Origin of the sequence: Propioniciclava soli (assembly GCF_038502305.1) — a bacterium.
Lineage (GTDB): Bacteria > Actinomycetota > Actinomycetes > Propionibacteriales > Propionibacteriaceae > Propioniciclava > Propioniciclava soli.
In genome coordinates, this window is sequence record NZ_CP115965.1 from 1,088,207 (window position 1) to 1,111,744 (window position 23,538).

Annotated in this window: 24 protein-coding genes; 16 read left to right on the forward strand and 8 right to left on the reverse strand. The window is 72.6% G+C overall.

Annotation, left to right across the window (positions count from 1 at the left end; genetic code table 11):
- Positions 1 to 81: 81 nt before the first annotated feature.
- The gene (locus PCC79_RS04965; RefSeq protein WP_342373169.1) at positions 82 to 1,356 is read right to left on the reverse strand and encodes a cytochrome P450; all 1,275 of its coding nucleotides are present in this window, start codon (positions 1,354 to 1,356) and stop codon (positions 82 to 84) included.
- Between the two features lie 233 nt (positions 1,357 to 1,589).
- Here PCC79_RS04965 and tsaE point away from each other — a divergent pair, with 233 nt between their 5' ends.
- From tsaE to PCC79_RS04995, 6 genes are read left to right on the forward strand one after another with little or no spacing between them, the layout of a single operon-like run.
- Positions 1,590 to 2,564, forward strand: a complete 975-nt coding sequence (gene tsaE, locus PCC79_RS04970) for a tRNA (adenosine(37)-N6)-threonylcarbamoyltransferase complex ATPase subunit type 1 TsaE (RefSeq protein WP_332836181.1) — start codon at positions 1,590 to 1,592, stop codon at positions 2,562 to 2,564.
- The gene (gene tsaB / locus PCC79_RS04975; protein WP_232548943.1) at positions 2,561 to 3,208 is read left to right on the forward strand and encodes a tRNA (adenosine(37)-N6)-threonylcarbamoyltransferase complex dimerization subunit type 1 TsaB; all 648 of its coding nucleotides are present in this window, start codon (positions 2,561 to 2,563) and stop codon (positions 3,206 to 3,208) included. Before tsaE ends, tsaB begins: the two co-directional genes overlap by 4 nt.
- Positions 3,205 to 3,690, forward strand: a complete 486-nt coding sequence (locus PCC79_RS04980; protein ID WP_232548942.1) for a GNAT family N-acetyltransferase — start codon at positions 3,205 to 3,207, stop codon at positions 3,688 to 3,690. Before tsaB ends, PCC79_RS04980 begins: the two co-directional genes overlap by 4 nt.
- Positions 3,683 to 4,726, forward strand: coding sequence for a tRNA (adenosine(37)-N6)-threonylcarbamoyltransferase complex transferase subunit TsaD (gene tsaD / locus PCC79_RS04985; protein ID WP_342373170.1), 1,044 nt, complete (start codon positions 3,683 to 3,685; stop codon positions 4,724 to 4,726). Before PCC79_RS04980 ends, tsaD begins: the two co-directional genes overlap by 8 nt.
- A 46-nt stretch (positions 4,727 to 4,772) precedes the next feature.
- On the forward strand, positions 4,773 to 5,726 hold the full coding sequence (locus PCC79_RS04990; protein ID WP_232548940.1) for a DMT family transporter: 954 nt from the start codon (positions 4,773 to 4,775) through the stop codon (positions 5,724 to 5,726).
- Positions 5,726 to 6,223, forward strand: a complete 498-nt coding sequence (locus tag PCC79_RS04995; protein ID WP_342373171.1) for an 8-oxo-dGTP diphosphatase — start codon at positions 5,726 to 5,728, stop codon at positions 6,221 to 6,223. Before PCC79_RS04990 ends, PCC79_RS04995 begins: the two co-directional genes overlap by 1 nt.
- A 121-nt stretch (positions 6,224 to 6,344) precedes the next feature.
- On the opposite strand, the gene PCC79_RS05000 is transcribed toward PCC79_RS04995, so the two are convergent.
- The 3 genes from PCC79_RS05000 to PCC79_RS05010 are packed head-to-tail and all read right to left on the reverse strand — an operon-like array spanning position 6,345 to position 8,374.
- Positions 6,345 to 7,418, reverse strand: a complete 1,074-nt coding sequence (locus tag PCC79_RS05000; protein WP_342373172.1) for a polysaccharide pyruvyl transferase family protein — start codon at positions 7,416 to 7,418, stop codon at positions 6,345 to 6,347.
- 1 nt (position 7,419) lies between these two features.
- Positions 7,420 to 8,004 (reverse strand): acyltransferase, encoded by a 585-nt coding sequence (locus PCC79_RS05005; RefSeq protein ID WP_232548937.1) that lies wholly within the window; start codon positions 8,002 to 8,004, stop codon positions 7,420 to 7,422.
- A gap of 7 nt (positions 8,005 to 8,011) precedes the next feature.
- Positions 8,012 to 8,374: a DUF2200 domain-containing protein gene (locus PCC79_RS05010; RefSeq protein ID WP_342373173.1), complete on the reverse strand. Its 363-nt coding sequence runs from the start codon at positions 8,372 to 8,374 to the stop codon at positions 8,012 to 8,014.
- Between the two features lie 40 nt (positions 8,375 to 8,414).
- Between PCC79_RS05010 and PCC79_RS05015 the strand changes: the two genes are divergently transcribed.
- A complete protein-coding gene (locus tag PCC79_RS05015) occupies positions 8,415 to 10,136 on the forward strand; it encodes an NAD-dependent malic enzyme (protein WP_342373174.1) in 1,722 nt (573 codons plus the stop codon).
- Positions 10,137 to 10,140: 4 nt separating this feature from the next.
- Here PCC79_RS05015 and galE read toward each other — a convergent pair whose 3' ends face one another.
- Positions 10,141 to 11,154, reverse strand: a complete 1,014-nt coding sequence (gene galE / locus PCC79_RS05020; RefSeq protein ID WP_232548934.1) for a UDP-glucose 4-epimerase GalE — start codon at positions 11,152 to 11,154, stop codon at positions 10,141 to 10,143.
- 95 nt (positions 11,155 to 11,249) lie between these two features.
- Here galE and PCC79_RS05025 point away from each other — a divergent pair, with 95 nt between their 5' ends.
- The 4 genes from PCC79_RS05025 (at position 11,250) to PCC79_RS05040 (ending at position 14,721) form a co-directional block, all read left to right on the forward strand.
- Positions 11,250 to 11,963, forward strand: coding sequence for a type 1 glutamine amidotransferase (locus PCC79_RS05025; protein WP_342373175.1), 714 nt, complete (start codon positions 11,250 to 11,252; stop codon positions 11,961 to 11,963).
- 48 nt (positions 11,964 to 12,011) lie between these two features.
- Positions 12,012 to 12,401, forward strand: coding sequence for a hypothetical protein (locus tag PCC79_RS05030; RefSeq protein WP_232548932.1), 390 nt, complete (start codon positions 12,012 to 12,014; stop codon positions 12,399 to 12,401).
- Positions 12,398 to 12,787, forward strand: a complete 390-nt coding sequence (locus PCC79_RS05035; RefSeq protein ID WP_232548931.1) for a hypothetical protein — start codon at positions 12,398 to 12,400, stop codon at positions 12,785 to 12,787. The genes PCC79_RS05030 and PCC79_RS05035 overlap by 4 nt, the downstream gene beginning before the upstream one ends.
- Positions 12,788 to 12,960: 173 nt before the next feature.
- Entirely contained in the window at positions 12,961 to 14,721 is a 1,761-nt protein-coding gene (locus PCC79_RS05040) for a nucleoside-diphosphate sugar epimerase/dehydratase (protein WP_342373176.1), read from the forward strand.
- 31 nt (positions 14,722 to 14,752) lie between these two features.
- Here PCC79_RS05040 and PCC79_RS05045 read toward each other — a convergent pair whose 3' ends face one another.
- Genes PCC79_RS05045 through PCC79_RS05055 form a run of 3 tightly spaced genes read right to left on the reverse strand, consistent with a single transcriptional unit; the run spans position 14,753 to position 17,700 of the window.
- On the reverse strand, positions 14,753 to 15,655 hold the full coding sequence (locus PCC79_RS05045) for an NAD-dependent epimerase/dehydratase family protein (RefSeq protein WP_342373177.1): 903 nt from the start codon (positions 15,653 to 15,655) through the stop codon (positions 14,753 to 14,755).
- Positions 15,652 to 16,836: a glycosyltransferase family 4 protein gene (locus PCC79_RS05050; RefSeq protein ID WP_342373178.1), complete on the reverse strand. Its 1,185-nt coding sequence runs from the start codon at positions 16,834 to 16,836 to the stop codon at positions 15,652 to 15,654. Before PCC79_RS05050 ends, PCC79_RS05045 begins: the two co-directional genes overlap by 4 nt.
- A 54-nt stretch (positions 16,837 to 16,890) precedes the next feature.
- On the reverse strand, positions 16,891 to 17,700 hold the full coding sequence (locus tag PCC79_RS05055) for a hypothetical protein (RefSeq protein WP_232548927.1): 810 nt from the start codon (positions 17,698 to 17,700) through the stop codon (positions 16,891 to 16,893).
- A 283-nt stretch (positions 17,701 to 17,983) separates the two neighbouring features.
- Here PCC79_RS05055 and PCC79_RS05060 point away from each other — a divergent pair, with 283 nt between their 5' ends.
- The 5 genes from PCC79_RS05060 to PCC79_RS05080 all read left to right on the forward strand — a co-directional run bounded on the left by PCC79_RS05060 (position 17,984) and on the right by PCC79_RS05080 (position 23,406).
- Entirely contained in the window at positions 17,984 to 18,931 is a 948-nt protein-coding gene (locus tag PCC79_RS05060; protein ID WP_342373179.1) for an NAD-dependent epimerase/dehydratase family protein, read from the forward strand.
- The gene (locus PCC79_RS05065) at positions 18,928 to 20,211 is read left to right on the forward strand and encodes a nucleotide sugar dehydrogenase (protein ID WP_232548925.1); all 1,284 of its coding nucleotides are present in this window, start codon (positions 18,928 to 18,930) and stop codon (positions 20,209 to 20,211) included. Before PCC79_RS05060 ends, PCC79_RS05065 begins: the two co-directional genes overlap by 4 nt.
- Positions 20,208 to 21,248, forward strand: coding sequence for a glycosyltransferase (locus tag PCC79_RS05070; protein WP_232548924.1), 1,041 nt, complete (start codon positions 20,208 to 20,210; stop codon positions 21,246 to 21,248). The genes PCC79_RS05065 and PCC79_RS05070 overlap by 4 nt, the downstream gene beginning before the upstream one ends.
- Positions 21,245 to 22,135 carry a glycosyltransferase gene (locus tag PCC79_RS05075; RefSeq protein WP_232548923.1) on the forward strand — a complete coding sequence of 297 codons (891 nt, stop codon included), beginning with the start codon at positions 21,245 to 21,247 and terminating at the stop codon, positions 22,133 to 22,135. Before PCC79_RS05070 ends, PCC79_RS05075 begins: the two co-directional genes overlap by 4 nt.
- Positions 22,136 to 22,215: 80 nt before the next feature.
- Positions 22,216 to 23,406, forward strand: a complete 1,191-nt coding sequence (locus PCC79_RS05080) for a lipopolysaccharide biosynthesis protein (RefSeq protein ID WP_342373180.1) — start codon at positions 22,216 to 22,218, stop codon at positions 23,404 to 23,406.
- Positions 23,407 to 23,538 lie beyond the last annotated feature (132 nt).

Here is a 23,538-nt window from a genome sequence, read left to right on the forward strand (position 1 = left end):
GCGTCGCGGCGGGGGTTGCGTGACGCGTCAACGACAACCCGGTGAACGATCGCCGCCCCGTCGACGCCCCCCGCGCTCGCGTCAGCGGTGGAGCGTGACGAGTCCACCGCTCGTCGGCCGGGTGGGCATCTCGCGCCAGGAGAAGTCGAGGCCGTCGGGCAGGATCTCGACGCCGGGCTCGCACAGGGCCGCGATCGTGGTCGCCAGCGAACTGACGGCGATCTTCTCGCCCGGGCAGCGGTGGGTGGTCTCCACGTCGCTGCCGCCCTGGGGGATGAAGGTCACGATCTGCTCGAAGTCGACCCCCAAGAAGCGTTCGGGGTCGAACTCGTCGGCGCGCTCCCACGAGGGCCCGGTGTTGGTGTTGAGGATGTCGATGAGCAGCCGGTCGCCCTCGGACACCTTCTCGCCCTCGAACTCGAAGTCGGTCCGCGCGAAGGCCGGCAGCACCGGCACGAACGGGTAGTAGCGACGCACCTCCTGGGCGAACGCAGTGGCGAGCGGGCCGTCGACCAGGGTGCCGCGCTCGGCGGTCTCGGCCTGGATGCGCTCCCGCCACTCGGGCCGCTCGAACAGCGCCTTCGTCGCGAACGCGGCGAAACGTGCCACGGCGATGTGCGGCCGGAAGGTGTTCTGCATCTCCAACCCCGCCGTCTTCTCGTCCAGCAGGGTGCCGTCGAGCTCGCGGAAGGTGGCCCACGCGTGCAGCGACGTGCCCGGCTCCGCGTGGCGCTTGCCGGAGCGCTGCTCGCCGATCACCTGCGCGCACCACCGGTTCGTCAGGCGCCGGTTCACCCACGCCTTCGCGTGGTCGAGGTTCGGGTGCGCGAAGCCCTCCACGATCTCCCCCAGACGGGTCGCCTGCACATCGAGGTCGGCGTCGCGGCCCTCGATGCCCGCCCAGCGCAGCGAGGCGCGGCCGTAGGCGATCACCATCGAGTCGTAGACACTCTCGGGGTGCTTGGCCCAGCGCTGCATGGCCTCGCGCACCTCGGCCTCGATCATGGGCTTGATGCGCTCCACCTGCGCGTCGTCGTAGCAGACCGCCACGAACGTCTTCTTGCGGTGCAGGTGCGCCTCGTCGTCGAGGGAGTGCACCGAGCCGTTGCCGAACAGCGAGCCCTGGATGGGGGCGGGCATCGCCCCCGACCGCTTGACCTTCGATGCGTCGTAGAACAGGCGGACGCCGTCGGCGCCGCGCAGCAGCAGGGCGGGCTTGCCCATGACGCGCAACCACAGCGGCCGGTCGTCGTCGGCGTGCGTGACCTCGCGACGCCGCTTGCCGGTGAACAGGTACCCCTCCCGCAGGAACGGAACGATGTCGTCGCGGGGGAACGGGCAGGCTCGGCTCGTCATGGTGAGTCCTCTCGGGCGTCGATGGGCTCGATGCTAGTCGTTCGGCCCCGACGCACGGCACTCCATGAGGGTGGCGGCCCGGCTCCGCCCGGCGGCGGCATGAGGGTGGCGGCCCGGCTCCGCTCGGCGGCTGCGTGGGGGGGCCGGCACGGCTCGCGCCGGGTCGCGGCGCTACGATGGACCCACTCGCGCAGCCTCCCACCGAAGGCAGCTTCCCACCGAAGGACGACCCGATGCACGGTGCTGCCCCCGAACTGGCCGTCGCCACCCTGGCCGACGGGCGGCGGCTCGCCGTGCGCACCCTGACGCCGGACGAGGCACCCCGGGCGCTCGAGATCGTCCAGCGTGCCTTCGCCGCGCGCCCCCGGATCGGCGCGCGCGCCCAGGCGTTCTCCGATGATGCGGACGGCTTCCGCCGGGTGGCCGCGTCCGGTGGCGCCTTCGCCGCGACGCTGGACGGCGAACCCGTGGGCGTCACCCTGGTGACCCATCGCGACGACGGCTCGGTGCGCATCGGGCGCGTGGGCGTCCTGGCCGAACACCGCGAACAGGGCGTCGCCACCTTCCTCATCACCGTCATCCTCGACCTGCTGGCCTCGCGCGGCGAGGCCGAGGTGCACCTGCTGGCCCGCCGCGAGTACCCGCACCTGCGCCGCTGGTGGGAGCAGCACGGCTTCACCGTCGACGGTGACGAGGGCGACTGCCACGTGATGCGCCGGCCGCTGCCGGTGAGCGTGGCGGTGCCGGACGCCGACGCCATGCGCGCGCTCGGGCAACGCCTGGCCGGCCTGTTCGCGCCCGGTGACCTCGTCATCGCCACGGGTGATCTCGGCGCCGGCAAGACGACGCTGACCCAGGGCATCGGCGCCGGGCTCGGCGTCGAGGGTCCGGTGATCTCGCCGACATTCGTGCTCGCCCGCGTCCACCGCTCGGTGACCGGCGGGCCCGACCTCGTGCACGTGGACGCCTATCGGCTGGGCTCCTTCGCCGAGTTGGACGACCTCGACCTGGACGCCTCGCTGCCGGCCTCGGTGACCCTCGTCGAGTGGGGCGCCGGGGTGGCCGAGCAGTTGGCGTCCGACCGCCTGCACATCGACATCCGCCGCGGCCTGGACCCGACGGACGAGACCCGGTGGGTGTTCCTCACCCCGTTCGGCACCCGCTTCGACCGCGCGGCGCTGGCCGCCGCCGCGAAGGAGAACCCATGACCGTCATCCTCGGCCTCGACACCTCCACGTCCGTCGTCGCCGGCCTGGCCGTGGGCGACGCCGCGCCGCGCGTCGCCGTCGTCGACGACACCCGCGCCCACGCCGAGCAGCTGATGCCCCTGGTGCGGGAGCTGCTGGGTGGGGCGGGCCTCGCTCCAACGGATCTGACCGGCATCGTCGTCGGCGTCGGGCCGGGGCCCTTCACCGGGCTGCGGGTGGGCGTCGTGACGGCCCTGACGCTCGGCGAGGTGCTGGGGGTGGCCGTCCACGGCGTGTGTTCGCTCGACGTGGTGGCCGCCCAGTGGGCCGCGAGTGGTGCCCCGGACGAGTTCGTCGTGGCCTCCGATGCCCGTCGGCGCGAGGTGTACTGGGCCCACTACGCGCGCGGAATGCGCGTGTCCGGCCCGCACGTGAGCGCGCCCGACCGGGTGCCGCCACTGCCGTTGGCCGGCCCCGGGGCCACCCTGGTGGGTGAGGCGTCCGGGCCGACGGTGCTGGACGGCGGCGTCCTCGCCGCCCGCGGCCCCACGCTGCCGGACGCGGGCCGTGAGCCCCTGTATCTCCGGCGTCCCGATGCCGAGGTGCCGGGAGCGCCGAAGTCGGCCCTGCCGCAGCCGCGGGTGGCGTTCGGGATGCGGCCGTGAACCCGCGGGGTGGCGTGGGCGCGCCGACCATCCTGCCCGCCGGTCGGTCCGACCTGGGTGCCATCACGGCGCTGGAGGCCGAGGCGTTGGGCGGGGCCTGGAGCCGGGAGTCGTGGGCCGAGGAGCTGGATTCGCCCCGCACGGGGGTGCTCGTGGCGCGGGCCGCGGGGGACGTGGTGGGGGTGGTCGCCCTGCGCCACGTCGAGGATGTGGCCGATCTCGATCGCGTGATCGTCCGGCCCGACCATCGACGCGGGGGGCTCGGCCGGCGTCTCGTCGGCGCCGGCCTGGCGTGGGCCCGGGAGGTCGGCGCCGAACGCGTCCTGCTGGAGGTGGCCGCGATCAACGCCCCCGCCATCGCCCTGTACGACGCCTGCGGCTTCAACCGCGTGGCCGAGCGGGCGCACTACTACGGGCCGGGGCAGACGGCGCTGGTGTTGGAGACCTCCATCGCCACGACCCACGGGGGTGGAGATGAGTGAACCGCTGGTGCTCGGCATCGAGTCGAGCTGCGACGAGACCGGGGTGGCGCTGGTGCGCGGCCGGGAGCTGCTGGCGCACGAGGTGGCGAGTTCGGTGGAGCAGCACGTCCGCTTCGGCGGGGTGGTGCCCGAGGTCGCCTCCCGGGCGCACCTGCAGGCCATGGTGCCGACCCTGCAGCGGGCGTGCGCGTCCGCCGACGTCGATCTCGCCCAGATCGACGGGGTGTGCGTGACGGCCGGGCCCGGGCTGATGGGCGCGCTCGTGGTGGGCCTGTCGGCCGCCAAGGCCATTGCCATGGCGCTGGACAAGCCGCTGTACGGGCTGAACCACCTGGTTGGCCACGTCGCGGTCGACCTGCTGGACCACGGGGCCCTGCCCGAGCGCTTCGGCGCCCTGCTGGTGTCGGGCGGTCACACGTCGCTGCTCGTCGTGGACGACATCACGAGCGCGCTCACCGAGGTCGGCGCCACCATCGACGACGCCGCGGGAGAGGCGTACGACAAGGTGGCCCGCCTGCTGGGCATGGGTTACCCGGGGGGTCCGGTGATCGATGCGGCCGCCGCCGGCGGAGATCCGCGGGCCATCGCGTTCCCCCGCGGGCTCACCAGCGCGCGCGACCTGGAGCGGCATCGCTTCGACTTCTCGTTCTCCGGGTTGAAGACCGCCGTGTCCCGCTGGGTCGAGACCCGGCGGCTGGAGGGGGGCGACGTGCCGGTCGCCGACGTGGCGGCCTCGTTCCAGGAGGCCGTCGCCGACGTGCTCACCGCCAAGGCCATGGACATGTGCGCCCACCACGGCCTCGACACCCTGGTGCTCGGCGGGGGCGTGGCCGCGAACTCACGCCTGCGCGGGTTGCTGGCCGAGCGGGCGGACGCCGCGGGCGTCACCGTGCGCCGCCCGCGTCCGGGCCTGTGCACGGACAACGGGGCCATGATGGCCGCGCTCGGCGCCGAGGTGATCCGGCGCGGCCACCGGCCCAGCAGCCTGGAGATCGGGGCCACCCCGGGCCTGCCCGTGGGCACGGTGCTGGTGTGAGCGGAGCCACCTCGGCCGTCGGCGTCCTCGCTCGGCGCGCGATCCGGTGAGCCGCACCGCCCGCTCCACGCTGTTCCTGGTGGCCTGCTCGCTGATCTGGGGGTTCACGTTCGTCGCGCAGCGGCTGGGTGCCGAACACCTGGGCGCGTACGCGTTCAACGCCGCGCGCGGCGTCCTCGGCACCCTGGCTCTGCTGCCGCTGGTGGCGGTGCTGGACGCCCGCGCCCGGCTCAGCCCCCGCGAGCGAAGCCTGGCGTGGCGCGGCGTCGTCGCGCCCGGGGTGTTCATCGGGCTGATGCTGACCGGTGGGCAGACGCTGCAACAACTCGGCATCGAGCAGACCACGGCCGGCAACGCCTCGTTCGTCACCGGGCTCTACATGGTGCTCGTGCCCCTGGCCGGGGTGCTGTTCGGGCAGCGGACGAGCGGGTTCACCTGGGCCGGCGTGGCCCTGGCCGTGCCGGGGCTGTTCCTGCTGACGTGGACGGGGGGCGGCATCGGCCCGGGCGACCTACTCGTGTTGGTCGGCACCCTGTTCTGGACGTTCCAGATCCTCGGCGTCGGACGCGTCGCCCGGCACGTCGACCCGATCCGGCTGTCGGCGGTGCAGTTCGCGGTGATGGCGGCGGTGTCCGCCGTGATCGCGTGGGTCGCGGAGCCGGCCCCGTTCGCCGGGCTGGTGCCGGCGCTGGGGGCCGTGCTGTTCGCCGGCATCCTCTCGACGGGGGTGGCGTTCACGCTGCAGGTGGTCGGTCAGCGGCACGTGAAGGCGTCGATCGCCGCGATGATCATGGCGTTGGAGGCCCTGTGGGGGGCCGTGGGTGGCGCGCTGTTTCTGGGCGAGCGGTTCACGCCCGCCGGTTACGTCGGGGCGGCGCTCATGATGGCCGGCATCCTGCTCGCTCAGGTGCCGAGCCGTGCCGAGCGCGAGCAGGACGCCGAGGTCGCTGCGGTGCCCGTCCCCGTCCCGCCGGCCACGGCGCTGAGGGAGGACGTCTGATGCCCTACGCACCCGTGCTGACCACGCTGGCCTACGTCGTGCGGGGTGAGGAAGTGCTGCTGGTGCACCGGACATTCCGGGAGGACGACGCCGCGCACGGCAAGTTCAACGGCCTCGGCGGCAAGGTGGAGCCGGCCGAGGACGTCGTGGCGGGCCTGCGGCGGGAGCTGCGCGAGGAAGCGGGCCTCGAGGTCACGTCGTGGGTGTTGCGGGGGACGGTCAGTTTCCCGGGCCTGGGCGCGGGTGAGGAGAGTGAGCTGGCGATGGTGTTCGTGGTCGACGGCTTCGCCGGCGAGCCGCCGCCGTCGAACGAGGAGGGCACCCTGCACTGGGTGCCTCGCGACCGCTTGGGCGAGCTGCCGATGTGGGAGGGCGACCTCTGCTGGCTGCCGCACGTCTTCGACCCCACGATCGGGCAGTTCCACGGCGTCATGCCCTACCGCGACGGCCACCCCACGGGCTGGTCGGTGAGCATCCAACCGGCGGGAACCGGTTGACCTCGCTCCTCTGCCGTGGCGGTGCCCGTGGTGCACGGAGAGCGCCGCCAGGGGCGGGGAGCGAAGTGGCTGGGTGGGGCCCCCTCCGGATCGGGCTGGGCGCCTGTGGACGCCGCGGGCATCAGACCAGTGCGCGCAGGCAGTCGCGGGCGGCGTCCAGCATCGGCTGCGCGGTGGGCCGGACGTCCGCGGCGGCCGCGGTGAGGTCGTCGGAGCGGTCCAGGAGGCCGCGGACGGCGTCGCGGGCGTCGGCGTCCGCCAACGAGACCACGTGGGGCCACCCGACCGCCGACAGCAGCGGCGCGAACTTGCGCGAGTAGGCCAGCGGGATCGCGGGCGTGCCGACCGACAGGGCGTTGAGGCAGGCGTGCATGCGCGAGCCGAGCACCAGGCGGGCCCCGCGCATGGCCCGGCGCACGTCGGTCAGGTCGGTAGGCACCACCTGGTCGAGCCCGAGTTCGTCGCCCAAGGCGCGCACCACGGCCACGTCGCTGTCGGCGGCGTCATCGGCCTCGAGCACGTGCGAGAGCAGTGTCACGGTGCGTCCCCGCTCCTGCAGGTCGGCGATCACGCCGCGCACCAGTTCCTGGTATCGCGAGGCGGGCCCGTGGCTGTCACTGGTCCACAACAACCCCGACACGTTGAGCAACACGTCGCGCTCCGGGCCCGGCTCGGGAACGTCCAGGGCGAAGACGACATCGGTGGTGAGCACGTCGACCGGACGCCCCAGCGCGCGGGCGGCGTCCGCCGAGAGCGGATCGCGGGCCATGACCTTGGTGGCGCGGTGGAGCGACCAGCGCCCGATCGCGCGGCCGCGCGGGGTGTCGAAGGGGCCGACCGTCTGCGGGCCCATCACCAGCGGGACGCCGCAGGAGCGGACGAACTCGGCCATGCTGCTCATGGCGAACAGGCGCTGCAGGCCGTAGATGTCGGCGAAGGAGTCGCCGGCGCGCATGTCCACCACGTAGTCGAACGAGCGCATCCAGGAGCGCAGCCCGGCACGGTCGGTGACGCGTTCGCGCAGCAGCGTCCGGGGCACGCCGATGTTGACCGGTGCCGGCCCCTGGCGGTAGGACTGGCAGACGACCTCGCTGCCCGGGTGAGCCAACCGGACCAGCGCCGACGTCCCCTCGCCCAACACGCGGACGCCGAGGTTCGACGACGCATCCTGGGCCCACAGCGTCAGCACGCGCATGTCACCACCACCACGTCATCGCGCCGGGCCCGGCCGGCGTGTAATCCAACCCCCGCGGCCGTTCGCCGAGCTTCGTCGCGGGGACCCCACCGACCAGGGTGTAGGGCGCCACCTCGCCCCGCACCACCGCATGGGCGGCGACCACGCACCCCTCGCCCAGGTGGGCCCCCGGCAGGATGGTGACGCGCGGGCCGACCCACACGTAGTCATCGATGCGAATCGGAGCGGTCACATAGTCAAAGCTGGGGGAGCGCCATTCGTGCTGGGCCGTCCAGAGGTGCACCTGGGAGGACAGGTTCACCCGGTCGCCGATGGTGATGCCCCCGCGGGCGTCCAGGATCGCGTCCTCCCCGATGGAGGAGTGGGCGCCGATCGCCAGCGCCTCGGCCCGACGCACCTGCGCACCGTGGTACACGGCCGCGGTGGGGTCGACGGTCGCCCCGTAGCTGCGCAGCAGGGCTCGCCGGACGTGGTGGGAGCGGATCGTGCCGCCGAGTTCCAGGACGGTGAACTCGGCATCCGACCACCGCTTGCGCGCAAAGCGTTTCAGCGAGGTGAGCCTGGAACTGATCGAGGGTGACGGCACCGGGTCACTATAGCGAGGCGTCCCCGCGGCGGATCGAGGCCATCTTCTTGCCGCGTGCGACCTCGTCGACCAACTTGTCCATCCACCGGATCTGCTGCATCAGCGGGTCCTCGATCTCCTCCACGCGGTGCCCACAGATCACCCCGGTGATGAGCGACGCGTTCGGGTTCATCGCGGGCGCCGACGCGAAGAACGACTCCAGGCTCACCCCGGCGTCGATGGCCCGCTGCAGGCCGGCCTCGTCGTAACCGGTGAGCCAACCGATCACCTCGTCCACCTCCGCGCGGCCGCGGCCCTTCTTCTCCACCTTGGCCACGTAGAGCGGGTGGATGGCCGCGAAGGGGGTGTCGAGGATGCGGTGGCGGGGCATCGCGCCACGCTACCAAGCGTCCGACCGCTACAGTGCCGCCATGCCCCAACGCCCCTATGAGATCCTGCCCGGCAATCACGGTTCGCGGATCCGCGTGAACGCGCGCGGCAGCGCGGTCCTCCGCGTCCCCCGGCTCAACCGCGGCACGGCGTTCACGCACGAGGAGCGCGAGCAACTGGGCCTCGAGGGGCTGCTGCCGGAGCGGGTCACGCCGCTGGAGGGGCAGCTCCACCGCGCCTACACGCGCTTCGTGCGGGCGCACCACCCCCTGGAGAAGTTCTCCTACCTCCAAGGGCTGCGGGACCGGAACACCGTGTTGTTCTACCGCCTGCTCAGCGAACACCTCGACGAGATGATGCCGATCGTCTACACCCCGACGATCGGCGATGCGATCCAGGAGTTCAGCCTCTGGTACCAGCAGATCAGCGGCGTGTTCTGCTCCATCGACGCGCCCGACCGCATCGAGGACGCCCTGCGCGCCTTCGGTCGTGACCCCGAGCAGGTCGACATGCTCATCGTCACCGACTCCGAGGGCATCCTGGGCATCGGCGACCAGGGCGTCGGCGGCATCCAGATCTGCCTGGGCAAGAAGAGCCTCTACACCGCCGCCGGCGGCGTCGACCCCGACCGGATGATCCCCGTCGTGCTCGATGTCGGCACCGACAACCTGCAACTCCTCAACGACGACCTCTACCTCGGCCTGCGCCACGCGCGCGTGCGGGGGGAGCGCTACGACGCCTTCATCCGCTCCTTCGTCGAGGCCGCGCAACGGGTTTACCCCCACGCCATGATCCACTGGGAGGACTTCGGGGCCGACAACGCCCACCGCATCCTCACCACCTACCGCGACGAGATCTGCACGTTCAACGACGACGTGCAGGGGACGGCGGCGGTGGTCGCCGCGGCGTTCATCGCCGGCGTGCGCGCGAAGGGAGAGCGCCTGTCGGACCAGCGCGTCGTCATCCACGGCGCCGGCACGGCCGGCATCGGTGTGGCGGACCTGCTGGTCGACCTCATGGTGCAGGAGGGCCTCACCCCCGACGAGGCCCGGATGCGGTTCTGGGCCACGTCCAGCCGCGGGCTCATCACCGACGAGCCCACCAAGCGCTTCCGTGACTTCCAGCGTCCCTACGCCCGGCCAGCCGCGGAGCTGGCGGGCTGGCAGACGGACGCCCCCGGGCTGTACTACCTCGCCGACGTGGTGCGCAACGTCCACCCGACCGTTCTCATCGGCACCTCGGGTCAGCCCGGCTCGTTCCGCGAGAGCGTCATCCGCGAGATGGCCCACCACGTCGACCAGCCGATCATCATGCCGCTCAGCAACCCGACGATCCTCGCCGAGGCGACGCCCACGGAGCTGCTGACCTGGACGGAGGGGCGCGCCCTCGTCGCCACCGGGTCGCCGTTCGCGCCGGTGTCGCTGGACGAGACGACCTACACCGTCGCGCAGGCGAACAACGCCTTCGTGTTCCCCGGCATCGGGTTGGGGGTCGGCGTCTGCCGGGCCACCCGGGTGACGGACCCCATGATCGCCGCCGCGGCCCAGGCCGTCGCCTCGCTGGTGCGCATCACGCGGCCCGGTCAGTCGCTGCTGCCGAGCGTCCGCGACCTGCGGCGGGTGTCGGCCACCGTCGCCATCGCCGTCGCGCGCGCGGCCGAGGCCGACGGTGTGGCGGAGCGTCCGCTGACCGACCCGATCCAGCAGGTGTTCGACACCATGTGGCAGCCGGTCTACCCGGAGATGGTGCTGGACGAGGGCTGAGCCGTCAGTCGGCGTACCCGTCGGGGTTCGCGGTCTGCCAGCGCACCGTGTCGGCGCACGCCTGCGCGATGCTCCGCTCGGCGTGCCAGCCGAGCTCTGCCGCGGCCAGCTCGACGTTCGCGTAGGACGCCGCCACGTCGCCGGGACGCCGCGGGGCCACCTCGTAGGGGATCTCGACGCCGGACGCCTTCGCGTACGCCGCACGGATGTCGAGCACCGACGTGGGGTTCCCGGTGCCGAGGTTCCACACGTGGTACCCGTCGTGGCCGGTGAGGTACTCCAGCGCCGCGAGGTGCCCCGCGGCGAGATCCACGACGTGGATGTAGTCGCGCTGGCCCGTCCCGTCCGGCGTGGGGTAGTCGTCGCCGAACACCATGAGCTTCTCGCGGCGCCCCGACGCCACCTGCGCCACGAACGGCAGCAGGTTGTTGGGGATCCCCTTCGGATCCTCGCCGATCCGGCCGCTGCTGTGGGCGCCGATGGGGTTGAAGTAGCGCAGCACCCCCACGCGGAGGGAGGCGTCGGCCGCTGCGGCGTCCGCGAGGATCTGTTCGATCATGTGCTTCGTGCGGCCATAGGGGTTGGTCGCGCCCGTGGGGGAGTCCTCGGTGAAGGGCGGCTGCGACAGGTCACCGTAGACCGTCGCGGACGAGCTGAACACGATCGTGCGGCAGCCGTGGGTGGCCATGACCTCCAGCAGCGTGAACGTCGAGCCGAGGTTCTCGCGGTAGTAGGTCAGCGGAATCTGCGTCGACTCGCCCACCGCCTTCCACCCCGCGAAGTGGATCACGGCCTCCGGGCCGAAGTCGGTGAAGGCGGCGTCGAGCGCCTCGGCGTCGCGCACGTTGGCCTCCACGAACCCGGGCTCGCGCCCGGTCAGGTCGGCGACCCGCTCCAGCGAGGTGGGCGAACTGTTCGACAGGTCGTCGACGACGAGGACGTCGTGGCCGGCCTCCAGCAGGGCGAGCGTGGTGTGGGAGCCGATGTAGCCGGCGCCGCCGGTCACGAGAACGCGCATGGCGAAGGGGTCCTTTCGACGGGTCGTGCCCACTGTAGTGGTGCCCCCCGGATCGCTGTGACCGCACCGTCACACCGGCGCGTTACGGTGACCGGGTGACCCGCCTCACCGTGCTGCAGCTCGACGACGCCGTGCCCCTCGACCGCTTCGGCCCCTGGCTGCGCGACGCCGGCGCGCGCGTCACGGTGGTCGACGTGCCCGGGTCCCATCGCGCGGGGCGCGGGGTGCCCGGGGTGGACGCCCTCGGCCACGGCCTCGTCGTCCTCGGTGGGCGGATGAGCGCCCACGACACCGAGGCGCACCCGTGGCTCACCGCGCTGGCCGCCCTGCTCGCCGACTGCGTCGAGGTCGATCTCCCCGTGCTGGGCATCTGCCTGGGCCACCAGATTCTCGCCGAGGCGCTCGGTGGTCAGGTGCGCGTCGCCGACCCGGGTGGGGGAGAGGTGGGGCCGGTCGCGTTGCGCTGGGCCGAGGCCGCGGCGTCCGACCCCGTGCTCGCCGGCGCGGTCGCCGCGGGTCAGCGGGTGGCGGAGTCGCACCACGACGTGGTCTCCCACCTCCCCGCGGGGGCGATCGCCCTGGCCTCGTCGGCGGCGTACCCCCACCAGGCCTTCCGCGTCGGATCGGCGCTCGGCGTGCAGTTCCACCCCGAGGCGGGCCCCGCCCTCGTGGGTCGGTGGGAGGAACTCTCGGGGCATGACCCGACGCCCGTCGTCGTCGCCCTGGCGGCGGTGGACGCCGAGGTCAGCGCCGTGGGGCGGGCCGTCGCCGAGGGCTTCGTCCGCGTCTGCACCCCGGCGCCGCACTGACCCGCCCGGTGGCGCCGCGGACGCCCCCGGGGGCAGTAGAGTGCGCGCATGAAGATCCTGAAGGTCCTGCTCGCGGTGCTCGGCGTCGCGGGCCTTGTCGCCGCGGGTGTGCTGCTGGCGCGCTTCGCCCTCGATAGCCGCGAGCTCATCGGGGCGGCCCAGCGCTACACGGGCAACGTGATCCCCGACCCCTTCATGACGACGGCGATGCTCACCGGCATCGGGGCCGCCACCGGCCTGGCCCTCGGCCTCGCCATCGGGTTGCCCAACCGCACCTCCGGTCAGATCCGTCGTGCGACGCTGGACGAGGTCAACACGCGTCGCACCACCGAGATCGGCAACCGGGCGGCGTCCCACACCTCCGTCCCCGTCTCGGAGCAGGGCCCAAGCGAGCTGCCGCCGGGTGAGGTGCCCCCGCCGGCCCCGCGGGCTCGATGAAGCTCTCCGACGCGGCGCGCGTCGTCATCACCACCTTCGACGCCGCGGGCACCCCCACGGCGTCGTCGGAGTGGGTGGTCGAGGTGGATCGCGACGTCGTGGGTTTCTGGACGCCCCACATCACTCCTTGGCTGGCGCGCCTCGAGCTGACCGACGTCGTCACCGTCCAGGCCGCGAGCGGCAGCGGTCAGGGCCTGCGCGAGGAGCCGGTGCTGGAGGGACGTGCCCAGCTCGTCACCGAGGGCGACCAGCTGGCCGCCGTCCGGCAGCTCACGCACGCGAAGTACGGTTTCGGAGCCCAGCTCGCCGACATCGTCGATCGTGCCTGGGAATGGGGCTCCACCCGGACTCCCGAGGGTGCGATCGTCATCCACGTGGTGGGCTGACAACAGGGATCGCACGCGATCGGCTCAGCCGTCGCTGTGTGAACAGTGAATTAAAAGCGTGCTCTTCGGCGGCGAATCAGATTCATCATTGAATCATTTCGGTCTATGCTTCCGCCAGAGGTGTCCGTGGATGTGCCTCTGCCCGACAATCCCCCCGGGAAAGGCGCAGGCCCATGTCTGCAGCAACCGTCCGCTCCCAGCGGCTGATGCTCATCGCCCTCGATGCAACCGCTTGGTTCGTCGGTGCCGTCGCCGTGGTCGGTGCGCGGTACGACTTCGGTCTCGCAGCGGCGCAGTGGGAAGGTGTGCTGATCTACGCCGCCGCTGCGGCCGGTCTCCAGGTCTTGCTCGGCCTCTTCACCTTCCTCTACCGCGGGGTGGCGCGGATTGCGAGCTTCATCGAGGTCGGGGTCTTGGCTCTGGTCGTCCTCGTGGTCGGCGTTGCGGTGGGCGTCGCAGCGCAGTGGTGGCCGGCCGGCGTCCCCCTCGGAGTCGCGGTGCTGGCCCCCGTTGCCGCCGGCGTCTGCATGGCGGGCGGTCGTTTCGTCGCCCGCGCTCTCACCGCAGTGGGCCTGCGCCGCCGCAAGCACCTCGCCGGTGAGCCCGTGCTGATCTACGGTGCAGGCAACGCGGGCCGCCAGATTGGGCGCCTCGTCCTCAGCGACCTCGACTCGCCCTACAGTGTTCGCGGATTCATCGATGACGACCCCTTCAAGCGCCACCTCAACCTCGGCTCGGGCCGCGTCATCGGCCGCCGTGAGGATCTTGCGGAGCTCGCGCGCCGCCACCGGGTGACCACGGTCATCCTGGCCATCGCCCGGGCGGACGCCGCCTTCATCCGGGCGCTCGGTGACGAGCTCGAGAGCCAAGGCCTGCGCCTGCTCGTGCTGCCGCCGTTTCACGTCATCCGCCAGGGCCGCATGACGCTGTCCCACCTCCACGAGTTCGACCCGGCGGACCTCCTCGGGCGCACCCAGGTCACCACCGACGTCGGGGCCATCGCCGGCTACCTGACCGGCAAGGTCGTGCTGGTCACGGGGGCCGGCGGCTCCATCGGATCCGAGCTCGCCCGCCAGATCCATCGTTTCCGCCCCAAAGAACTCGTCCTCCTCGATCGGGACGAGTCGGGCCTGCACGGCACCCAGCTCTCGATCTACGGCCAGGCCCTGCTGGACTCCCGCGACATGGTGCTGTGTGACATCCGGGACGCCGACGCGCTCGCGCGCGTGTTCGCCGACCACCGCCCGGAGGTGGTGTTCCACGCCGCGGCGCTGAAGCACCTCCCGCTGCTGGAGCAGTACCCCGACGAGGGCTGGAAGACCAACGTGCTCGGCACGCTCAACGTGCTGGAGTGCGCCGACGCGTACGGCGTCGAACGCGTCGTCAACATCTCCACCGACAAGGCGGCCGACCCCACGTCGGTGCTGGGGCGGACCAAGCGGACTGCCGAGGAGCTCACCGCCTGGTTCGCGCAGACCGGTCAGCGCCGGTGGGTGTCGGTGCGGTTCGGCAACGTGCTCGGGTCGCGCGGCTCGGTGCTGCACACGTTCACCGCCCAGATCGAGGCGGGTGGCCCGGTCACCATCGTCGACCCGGAGGTGACGCGCTACTTCATGACGATCCCGGAGGCGTGCCAGCTCGTCATCCAGGCCGGTGCGCTGGGGGTGGGCGGCGAGGCGATGGTGCTCGACATGGGGGAGCCCGTGCGCATCGTCGACATGGCGCGTCAGCTCATCCGCAAATCGGGCCGCGACGTCGAGATCGTCTACACCGGTCTGCGACCCGGTGAGAAGTTGCACGAGGTGTTGTTCAGCGCGGGGGACGGCGTTCGGCCGACCAGCCACCCGCTGGTCTCGCGCGTGCCGGTCAACCCGGTGGCGCCCGCGGCCGTCACCGGCGAGCGCGTGGTTCAACTCGTCCCACGTTCGGCGTGAGCCCGCGGGGCGTGCGGGAGGCGCACGCCATTCAGCTGAGGGTCGCGTGCCGGGCCACGTACCAGGCCACCTCCTCGGCCAGAGTGTCCGCCACCGGTCGCGGCGCGTAGCCGAAATCCTGTGCGGCACGGTCATGGGGGAAGGACCGGTCCTCGCCCATGCGAAGCACCTTCTCCACCACGTCGACCCTGTTCGCCGTGAGCGCGCGCACCGCGCGTGCGGCCGGCCCCGCCAGGAGGAGGGGCACCGCCACGAAGAGTGTGCGCTTCCCCAGTCCCGAGGAGATCTGCTGAAGCAGCTCGCGCAGGCGTACGGGGCGCTCGCCGGAAAGGACGTACTCCGCGCGCGGCAGCGTGCCCCGGGTGAGTGCCTGGTGGTAAGCGCGCCCCAGGTCGCTGGCGTGCACCGGTTGCAGGGTGCTCGCGCCGCCATTGATGAGCGGAACGACCCGGAGACGGTCGACCAGCCGGATGAACACGCTCACGTTGTGGTCGCGGGGCTGGCCGAAGATCATGGTGGGCCGCAGGATCGTGACCTCGATCTGGTGCTCCGTGGCCGCCAGCAGGGCTGCCACCTGCGCCTCGAGGGCGCGATACTCCAGGGAGGCAGACTTGTGCCGTGAGAAGACGGCCGCCGTGTGGACCAGCAGGACGCGCCGCACGCCCTGACGCAGCGCTGCCGCGACGATGGCCGGCGAGAAGCGGAGCGACGCGATGTGGACAACGGTGTCGGCTCCGCTCAGTGCCACGTCCAGGAACGTGGGGTCGTCCAGCTCTCCGGTGAGCACCTCGATGTCCAGCGGTGACGCCACCAGGCCGTCGACCGCGGTGGATGTCCTCACGAGGCACCGCACGGGCTGGTCGAACCCGTGGGCCTCGAGCTCCCGGATGAAGTGGGTGCCACTGTTGCCGGTTGATCCCGTCACCACGATCATGCGTCACCGTCCCGGTTCGATGCGGCGCGGGTGCCGCGTCTGGCGTCCCGTGCCGGCAGGCGATCCAGACGCTGGAGGTCCGGGCTCGCGTAGGTCCCGTCCAGCAGGGCTTCGAGCCCGCCCCAGATGCGCTGGGGGGAGAACGAGTCGAAGGCGCGCTCCCGGGCACGCGTACCCATCTGCTGGCGCAGGTCGTGGTCGGTGGCGAGTCGGGTGAGCGCCCGGGCCAGGGAGCTGGAGTCGTCGATGTTCACCAGGAAGCCGGTGACCCCGTCGACGACGGAGTCCACGGCGCCCGTGGCACGGGTCGTCACCGTGGGGATGCCCGCGGCGGCGGCCTCGAGAACGACGTTGGGAAAGCCCTCGCGGCGGGTGGGCAGACACAGGACGTCCAGGATCGGCCACTTCGCCCACAGGTCACTCGTCCAGCCCAGCACATGCACGCGGTCTCCCAGTGTCGCCAGCCTCGCCTCGACACCGGGGTCCTCCACCGCGCCGATGACCACCAGGTGAACGTCGCACGCGACCTCGATCTGCCGCAGGGCCGCGAGCAGCGTGTCAACCCCCTTGTCCGGCGCCAGCCGGCCGACGAAGCCGACGGTCACGGCGGCGGCCGGAATTCCGTGCTCGGCCCGTAGGTCTGCGCTGTCGATCGCGGCGGCGCGTGCCGCGATGGTGGCGGCGTCGACGCCGTTGCTGCTGCCCTCCCCGATCAGCCACGCCTTGCGCGCATTCACCAGGTGGCGCGCCAGGAGCTCGTCGGCGAGCGACCGGCTGACCACCACCACATCCGTGGCAACGGCGGTGGACAGACGCTCCATCACCCACAGCACCAGGGCCAGCGGGCCGCTCGAGCCTTCCAGCCGCAGGCCGCGGCAGACGTAGAGGCGCTTCGGCACGCGGAGCGCCCAGGCGGCCAGACCGCCCAAGAGGCCCGCCTTGGGCGTGCCGACGTTGACGGCATCCGGGCGCTCGCTGCGCAGGAACGACACCCAGAGCCGCAAGGTGCGCAGGTCGGCCAGCAGTGAGATCGCGCGCTGGGTCGGGATGGCGTGGAACGCGATGCCCTCGCGCTCGACGGCAAGGGCCGCCTGGCGATCGGGCGAGCAAGCGAGGGTCACGTCCCAGCCGCGCTCTCGGAACCACGCGAGCTGGCCCCGCATGAGGGCGAAGGCGCTCACGCCGACGCCGACGCCGTAGACCAGGGCAGGTCGACCGTGCCGCGAACCCACCGCTCAGCCGATCCGTGCGGCCATCGGGCGTGCCCGGTCCAGCGCGACGGCGCGGTGTGCGGCGGTGGCGCATGCGGCGGCAGCCCCGGCATAGGCGAGCGCCACCGTGGCGTGTCCCCAGCCGGCCTCGTTGGCCAGGCGTTGGTACAGGTGTTGCCGATGGGCCTCCATCACGTTCTCTCCTCGGAGTGCCCGGATGATCAAGGTGGCGCCGGTGTCCAGTGCATACGGAAGCAGGGGGGCGAGCAGGCGCAGGCGGGCCGGCCCCGGCAGACCCGGCAGCAGCGTCGTCAGTGCCATGGAGGTGCCGATGAAGTAGCTGCCCACGTCGCCGAGAAACATGCGCCGGGAGCGCAGGTTGTGGGGGAGGAAGCCCAGCGCACTGCCGCCGAGGGCGGCCCCCAGCACCGTCACCGCCACATTCTCGGACCGGGTGCCGACCACCGTGGCGCTGGCCCCCCACACGGCGGTGGTGAGGGCCGTCATGCCGTTGATGCCGTCCATGAAGTTGACCATGTTGACGATAACGGGAGCGAGGCCCGTACCCAGGACGGGGTGGCCGGCAGCCGCCCCGGCCGTCAGACCGACACCCACCTGGGCGGCCAGACGGGGGGCGGCCGGGACGCCGACGTGGTCGTCCGCCCAACCGAGGCTGGTGAGGGCCAGGGTTCCCAGGGCGACCGGGAGTGAAATCCGAAGGCCCGCCGCGCGCGCAGCCAGGCACCCCGTCGCGGTCCCCGCCAGGCATGCCCAACCCCCGCCGCGGGGAACCGGCTCGGTGTGGGAGCTCCGCGTCGTCGGGGTGTCCATCATGCCCCTGTGCGTCAACCAACGCCGGAGGGCCGGAGCCACCAGCGTGGCCGTGACGCCCGCCACGGCGGCCACAGTGGCAGGCAGCGGCGTCGCACGGGGGGACGGCGAAACGCTCACCGAATTCTTCGCCCTGCGCATGGAGCAGAGACTATCGGCACACGGGGGCCCCGACCGCGAGGAACGCCGCTGACCCCCGGCGTGGCGCGTGTGCGGCACGATGGCGCGGAAGTCGATATCCTCACGCCGGGGGGCGGTCACTGACAGCCAGAGGATGGAGTGGAACGTGCGTGCTCTCGTGACAGGCGGGGCCGGGTTCATCGGGTCGACGCTCGTGAAGCGGCTCGCCGCGTCCCCCGGGATCGCCGAGGTGCGGGCACTCGACGACCTGAGCACCGGGTATCGCTCCATCCTGGCCGGTCACGAGGACCTGCTCCGCGAGGGGAGCATCCTGGACGCCGACGCGCTCGAGGACGCCGTCAGGGGTGTGGACGCCGTCGTCCACCTCGCCGCGATCCCCAGCGTGCCACGCTCCATCGCTCAACCCCTGGCCTCCCACGAGGCCAACGCGACCGGCACGCTCCGGGTGCTCGAAGCGGCTCGCGCCGCCGGCGTCGGCCAGGTGATCGTGGCCTCCTCCAGCTCGGTCTACGGAGCCAATCCGCGCCTGCCGAAGGACGAGTTCGACTGGACGCGGCCGCTCAGCCCGTACGCCGTCAGCAAGCTGGCCACGGAGGGCTACGCGATCGCCTACGGCCACTCCTACGACATGACGACGTTGGCCTTCCGCTTCTTCAACGTGTACGGGCCTGGGCAGGCGGCGGGGCACGCCTACGCCGCGGTGATCCCGAAGTTCCTGGAGGCGGCGCTGGCCGGGCGACCGGTGGAGATCCACGGCGACGGACGCCAGTCGCGCGACTTCACCTACGTGGACACCGTCTGCGAAGTGATCGAGACCGCGCTGGCCGAGCAGATCGGCAGCCCCGATCCGGTCAACCTGGCCTACGGCACCCCCACCACGCTGCTCGACCTGCTGGCCCTGCTGGAGGACGCGCTCGGGCACCCGGTGGAACGCACCCACGTGGACAGTCGCCGCGGCGACGTCCGCGCCTCCCAGGCGGACGGCGAGCGGGTGCGCGCGCTGTTCGGCGGCGTCACCCCCGTTGAGTTGCCCGAAGGGTTGGCGGCCACCGTGGACTGGTTCCGCAACGGCGGTGCGGCGGGTCAGCGGTGAGCGCGCGCCGTCCGGCCGAGACCCGGCTGGCGGTCGTCGGCCTCGGATACGTGGGCCTGCCGCTGGCGGTCGAGTTCGGCCGCACCCTGGACGTGCTCGGCCACGACATCAACGCCGCGCGCGTGGCCGAGCTGGCCGCCGGTCAGGACCACACCCTCGAGGTCGACGCCGCCGAGCTCGCCGCCGCACCGGGGCTGCGCTTCAGCGCCGATCCGGCCAGCCTGGCGCAGGCCAACACCTTCATCGTGACCACGCCGACGCCCATCGACCGCCACAAACGACCCGATCTCGGGCCCGTCCTGGCCGCCACCCGGGCGATCGCGACCCACATGCCGCCCGGTGCGCTGGTGATCTACGAGTCGACGGTCTACCCGGGCGCGACGGAGGAGGAGTGCGTCCCGTTGCTCGAGGAGGTGTCCGGCCTGCGATTCAACGAGGACTTCTTCGTCGGTTACAGCCCCGAACGCATCAACCCCGGCGACAAGCAACACCGCCTGCCCGGCATCGTGAAGGTCACGTCCGGCTCCACGCCCGAGATCGCCGAGGAGGTCGACACGCTCTACCGCCGCGTGGTGACCGCCGGCACCCACCGGGCCCCGACAATTCGGGTCGCCGAGGCGGCCAAGGTGATCGAGAACACCCAACGCGACGTGAACATCGCCCTGGTCAACGAGCTCAGCGTGCTGTTCGGACGCCTCGGCATCGACACCGAGGACGTGCTGGCCGCGGCTGGCACCAAGTGGAACTTTCTTCCCTTCCGGCCCGGCCTGGTGGGCGGCCATTGCATCGGCGTGGACCCCTACTACCTGACCCACAAGGCCCAGGCGGTCGGCCACCACCCCGAGATCATCCTCGCCGGGCGGCGGCTGAACGACGCGATGCCCGAGCACATCGCGTCCGAGCTGGTGAAGCTGATGACGCGGCGCGGCCTGGCTGTGAGCGGGGCCCGCGTGCTCGTTCTCGGGTTGACCTTCAAGGAGAACACGCCCGACCTGCGCAACTCGAAGGTGGCCGAGGTGGTGGCCGAACTGCGCGAGTACGGCATGGCGCCCGAGGTGCACGACCCATGGGCCGACCCGGACGAGGCGGCCGCCGAGTACGGCCTGCAACTCGTCGAGCGGCCCGAGCCCGGGGCCTACGCCGCGATCGTCCTCGCCGTCGCGCACCGGCAGTTCACGGAGCTGGACGAGGCCGGCCTCCGGGCGCTCGGCGCCCCCGGCGCGGTCATCTACGACCTCAAGTACGCCCTGCCCCGCGCCTGTGTGGACCTGCGGCTGTGAGCGCCCCGCGGCTCACGACCGTCACCCCCTACGGACGCCGGGGGGCGTCCTCGCGCGTCCGGGTGTTCGGCTGGCTGGACCACCTGGGCCTGGACGCCGACAGCCACACCTACCTCGGCGGCGCCCGCAACGCCCCGCGCGCGCTGCTGCGGCGCCCGGCCGCCGTTTTGGGCGCCGAGACGGGCCTGCGGCGCCTGCCCCGCACCCTCGCCGGGGGGCGGCTGCTGCTGTCCAAGCAGGCCAGCCCGTTCTCGAACGGACGCCTCGAGGCGCGGCTGCTGCGCGCGGCCGGGCGAGGCGTCTACGACGTGGACGACGCGCTGGGCACCGAACCCACCGGGCTGCGTCCCGTCTCCCGGGCCCGGGTGTGGCACGCGGCGCTCGCCGCGGCCGACGTGGTGATCGTGGGCAGCGACCACCTCGCCGGCCTGGCGCGGGCTGTCGCGCCGGCCGACCGGATCCACGTCATCCCCAGCTGCGTGGAGCCGGACGCCTACCCGGCCCTCGCCGCCACGACCGACGGACCGCCACGGGCGCTGTGGGTGGGGTCACCCACCACCGAGGCGCACCTGGCCAGCATCAGCGGCCCGCTGCTGGCGCTGCACCGACGCCGCGGCCTGCGCCTCACCGTCGTCTCCGGCGCCGGGGGCGACTTGGGGCCGCTGGAGGCGATGTGCGACCGCCGCGCGTGGCACCCGGACATCTGGCGTGACCTGCCGGCCGCCGACGTCGGGCTCATGCCGCTGCCCGACGGCCGCTACGAGCGCGGCAAGTGTGCCTACAAGCTCCTGCAGTACGGTGCCGCGGGCCTGCCGGCTGTCGTCAGCCCCGTGGGGGCGAACCGGCTGGCCGCCGAACGGATCGGCGCCCGGACGGCGACGACCGAGGCCGCCTGGGTCGACGCCCTGGACGGGGTGCTCGCGCTGCCGGCGGCCGAGCGGCTCAGCGCGGCCCAGACCGCCCGTCAGGCGGTGCAGCGACACTATTCCTACGCCGCCTGGGCCGATGCCTGGCGCACGCTGGTGGTGGGAGCGTGAGCGCACCGGTGATCGTCGCGGTCGTCGTCGCCTACCGTTCGGCCGAGGACCTGCCCGGATGCCTGGCCGGTCTGCTCGCCGACCCCCACGTGCGCGTGGTGGTGGTCGACAACGCCGATGAGGCTGCCTGTCGCGCCGCCGTCGCGGCGGCGGGGGAGCGGGCGACGTACCTCGCGCCCGGGGCCAACCTCGGGTACGGCCGAGCCGCCAACCGGGGGGTTCGGTGCGAGCCCGAGGCCACCCACGTGGCCATCGTCAATCCGGACGTCCGACTCGTCCGCCCCCTCTCGGAGCTGCTCACCGTGGTGGAGGCGATCCCGGGGGCAGTGGTGGCCGGTGTGCTGGGGCAGGGTCCGGGCCTGAACGCGCGGCCGCTGGTCACCGTGTCGCGCGAGGTGGCCAAGGCAGTGATCGGGAGCCGTGCCTATCGGATGGAGCGCCCCACCGGAGACGCCCCGGTGCGTGTCGAACAGCTCGACGGCGCACTGCTGGTGACCTCCGTGGTGACGTGGCGCGAGCTGGGCGGGTTCGATGAGCGCTTCGAGCTGTACTACGAGGACGTCGACCTGTGCCGCCGGGCCCCGGGAGGCTGCTGGCTGGTGCCGCAGGTGTGGGGCGAGCACGCCGGTGGTGCGTCGTTCGCGGTCAGCGGGGGACGCGCCTTCATCGCGTTGCGGGTGAGCCGCCTGCGCTACCTGCGTGTGGGGCACGGCCTGGTGCGCGGCGGTCTGCTGGGCCTCGGCATCGGTCTGCTCGAGTTCGTCGTCCGCGGGGTCACGCGCCGCGGCGAGGGGGGCGCGGTGCGGCGCCAGGCGCTGCGAGCCCAGGTGGCCGAGTGGTGGCGTCCCGGTCACGTGGTCGTCCTCACCCCAGCCGGTGGGCGATGAGCGGCCGGGCTCCCCGTGGGCTGCCGGTGCCGGTGCAGCTGACCGTATTGAGCGGGATGACTGCGGGCGCCCAGGGTCTGATGGCTCTCCTGATCGCCAAGTGGCTGGGGGCATCGGATCGGGGAGTGCTGGCCCTCGGGCAGACCATCGTGAATCTGATCGTGCTCGCGGCGTCACTGGGGCTGCTCTCCTCGGCCCGGATCGTGTTGTCCAGCCCCCGGTGGGGGCTCTCCCTGCGCCAGTACGTGCGCGCCACCCGGCCGCTCGTGGGGCTCGACCTCGTGGTGACCGCGGTGGCGGCCCTGACGGTGTTCCCCCTGCTCAGTCGGGTGTCCGACCCGGTGCTCGTAGCGGCCCTCGTGATCATGGGCACCGCCCACCTGCGTTCCGGCCTCCTGCGCGAGGGGTTGCACGGGGTGGGGTGGCACCGGACGGCCGTCACCGGCGAGTTCGTCGGGGCCGCCGCGGCGCTGGGCCTGCTGGGGGCGCTGTGGGCGTCCGGGACGCTGACGCTCCACACCGGGATGCTGAGCGTCGTCGCCCGCCCGCTGGTGCACCAGTTGGTCCAGACGATCTCCGTGCGGCGCCAGATGGCGGCCGAACCGCCCGGCACCGCGCAGGAGCGGGGGCTGCTGGGGCGCCTGGTGCGGTTCAGCACCCCGGGCCTGGCCGTCGCGGCTGGGATGGGCGTGGCCGGCCAGATGGACCGGGTGCTGCTCGGCGCCTTCGCCGGGCCGGCCCCCGTCGGGGTGTACGCGTCCGCCGCGACCCTGTCGGTGCTCGCCGGGACGCTTCCGGCGGCGGTGGCCCCCATGGTCGTGCGCAGCGTGGCGCGCGGCTGGCAGCCCGCCATGCACCGCTACTGGTGGACGCGCGTGATGCTCGGCTCGGCCGGCATCAGCGTCCTGATCGGCGTCTTCGGGTCCTTGTTGCTCGAAGTGTGGCTCGGCGGCGAGTTCGCGGGCAGCACCCCGATCCTCGTGCTGCTGCTGCTGGGTGGCATGGCGATGGCCAGCCAACTCGTCGACAACTCCGTCAATAACGGGTTCGGCGACCTGCGCGCCAGCGCGGTGACGGCCCTGGCAGGGATCCCGGTGGGCCTGATCGCCTACCTCGTCCTCATTCCACGGTTCGGCATGGTCGGGTGTGCCGTCGGCAACGTCCTGACCTATGTCACCATGGCCGTCGTCGCGCGCCTCCTCATGCGCCGGACCATGGCCCGACACCCCGCCCCGGCGGCGGATGAACCACGCGAGGGAGCCACGCCGTGAGACGAGTCGTCACCAACCACCCCCTGGCCTGGCTAGGTGTGTCTCGCCCTCTTAGGCCGCTGCCCCGGTGGCTGTCCGGTTTGAGATGGCTGGCCCTCGGGTTTCTGCTGCTGTGCTCCGCAGCACCGACGA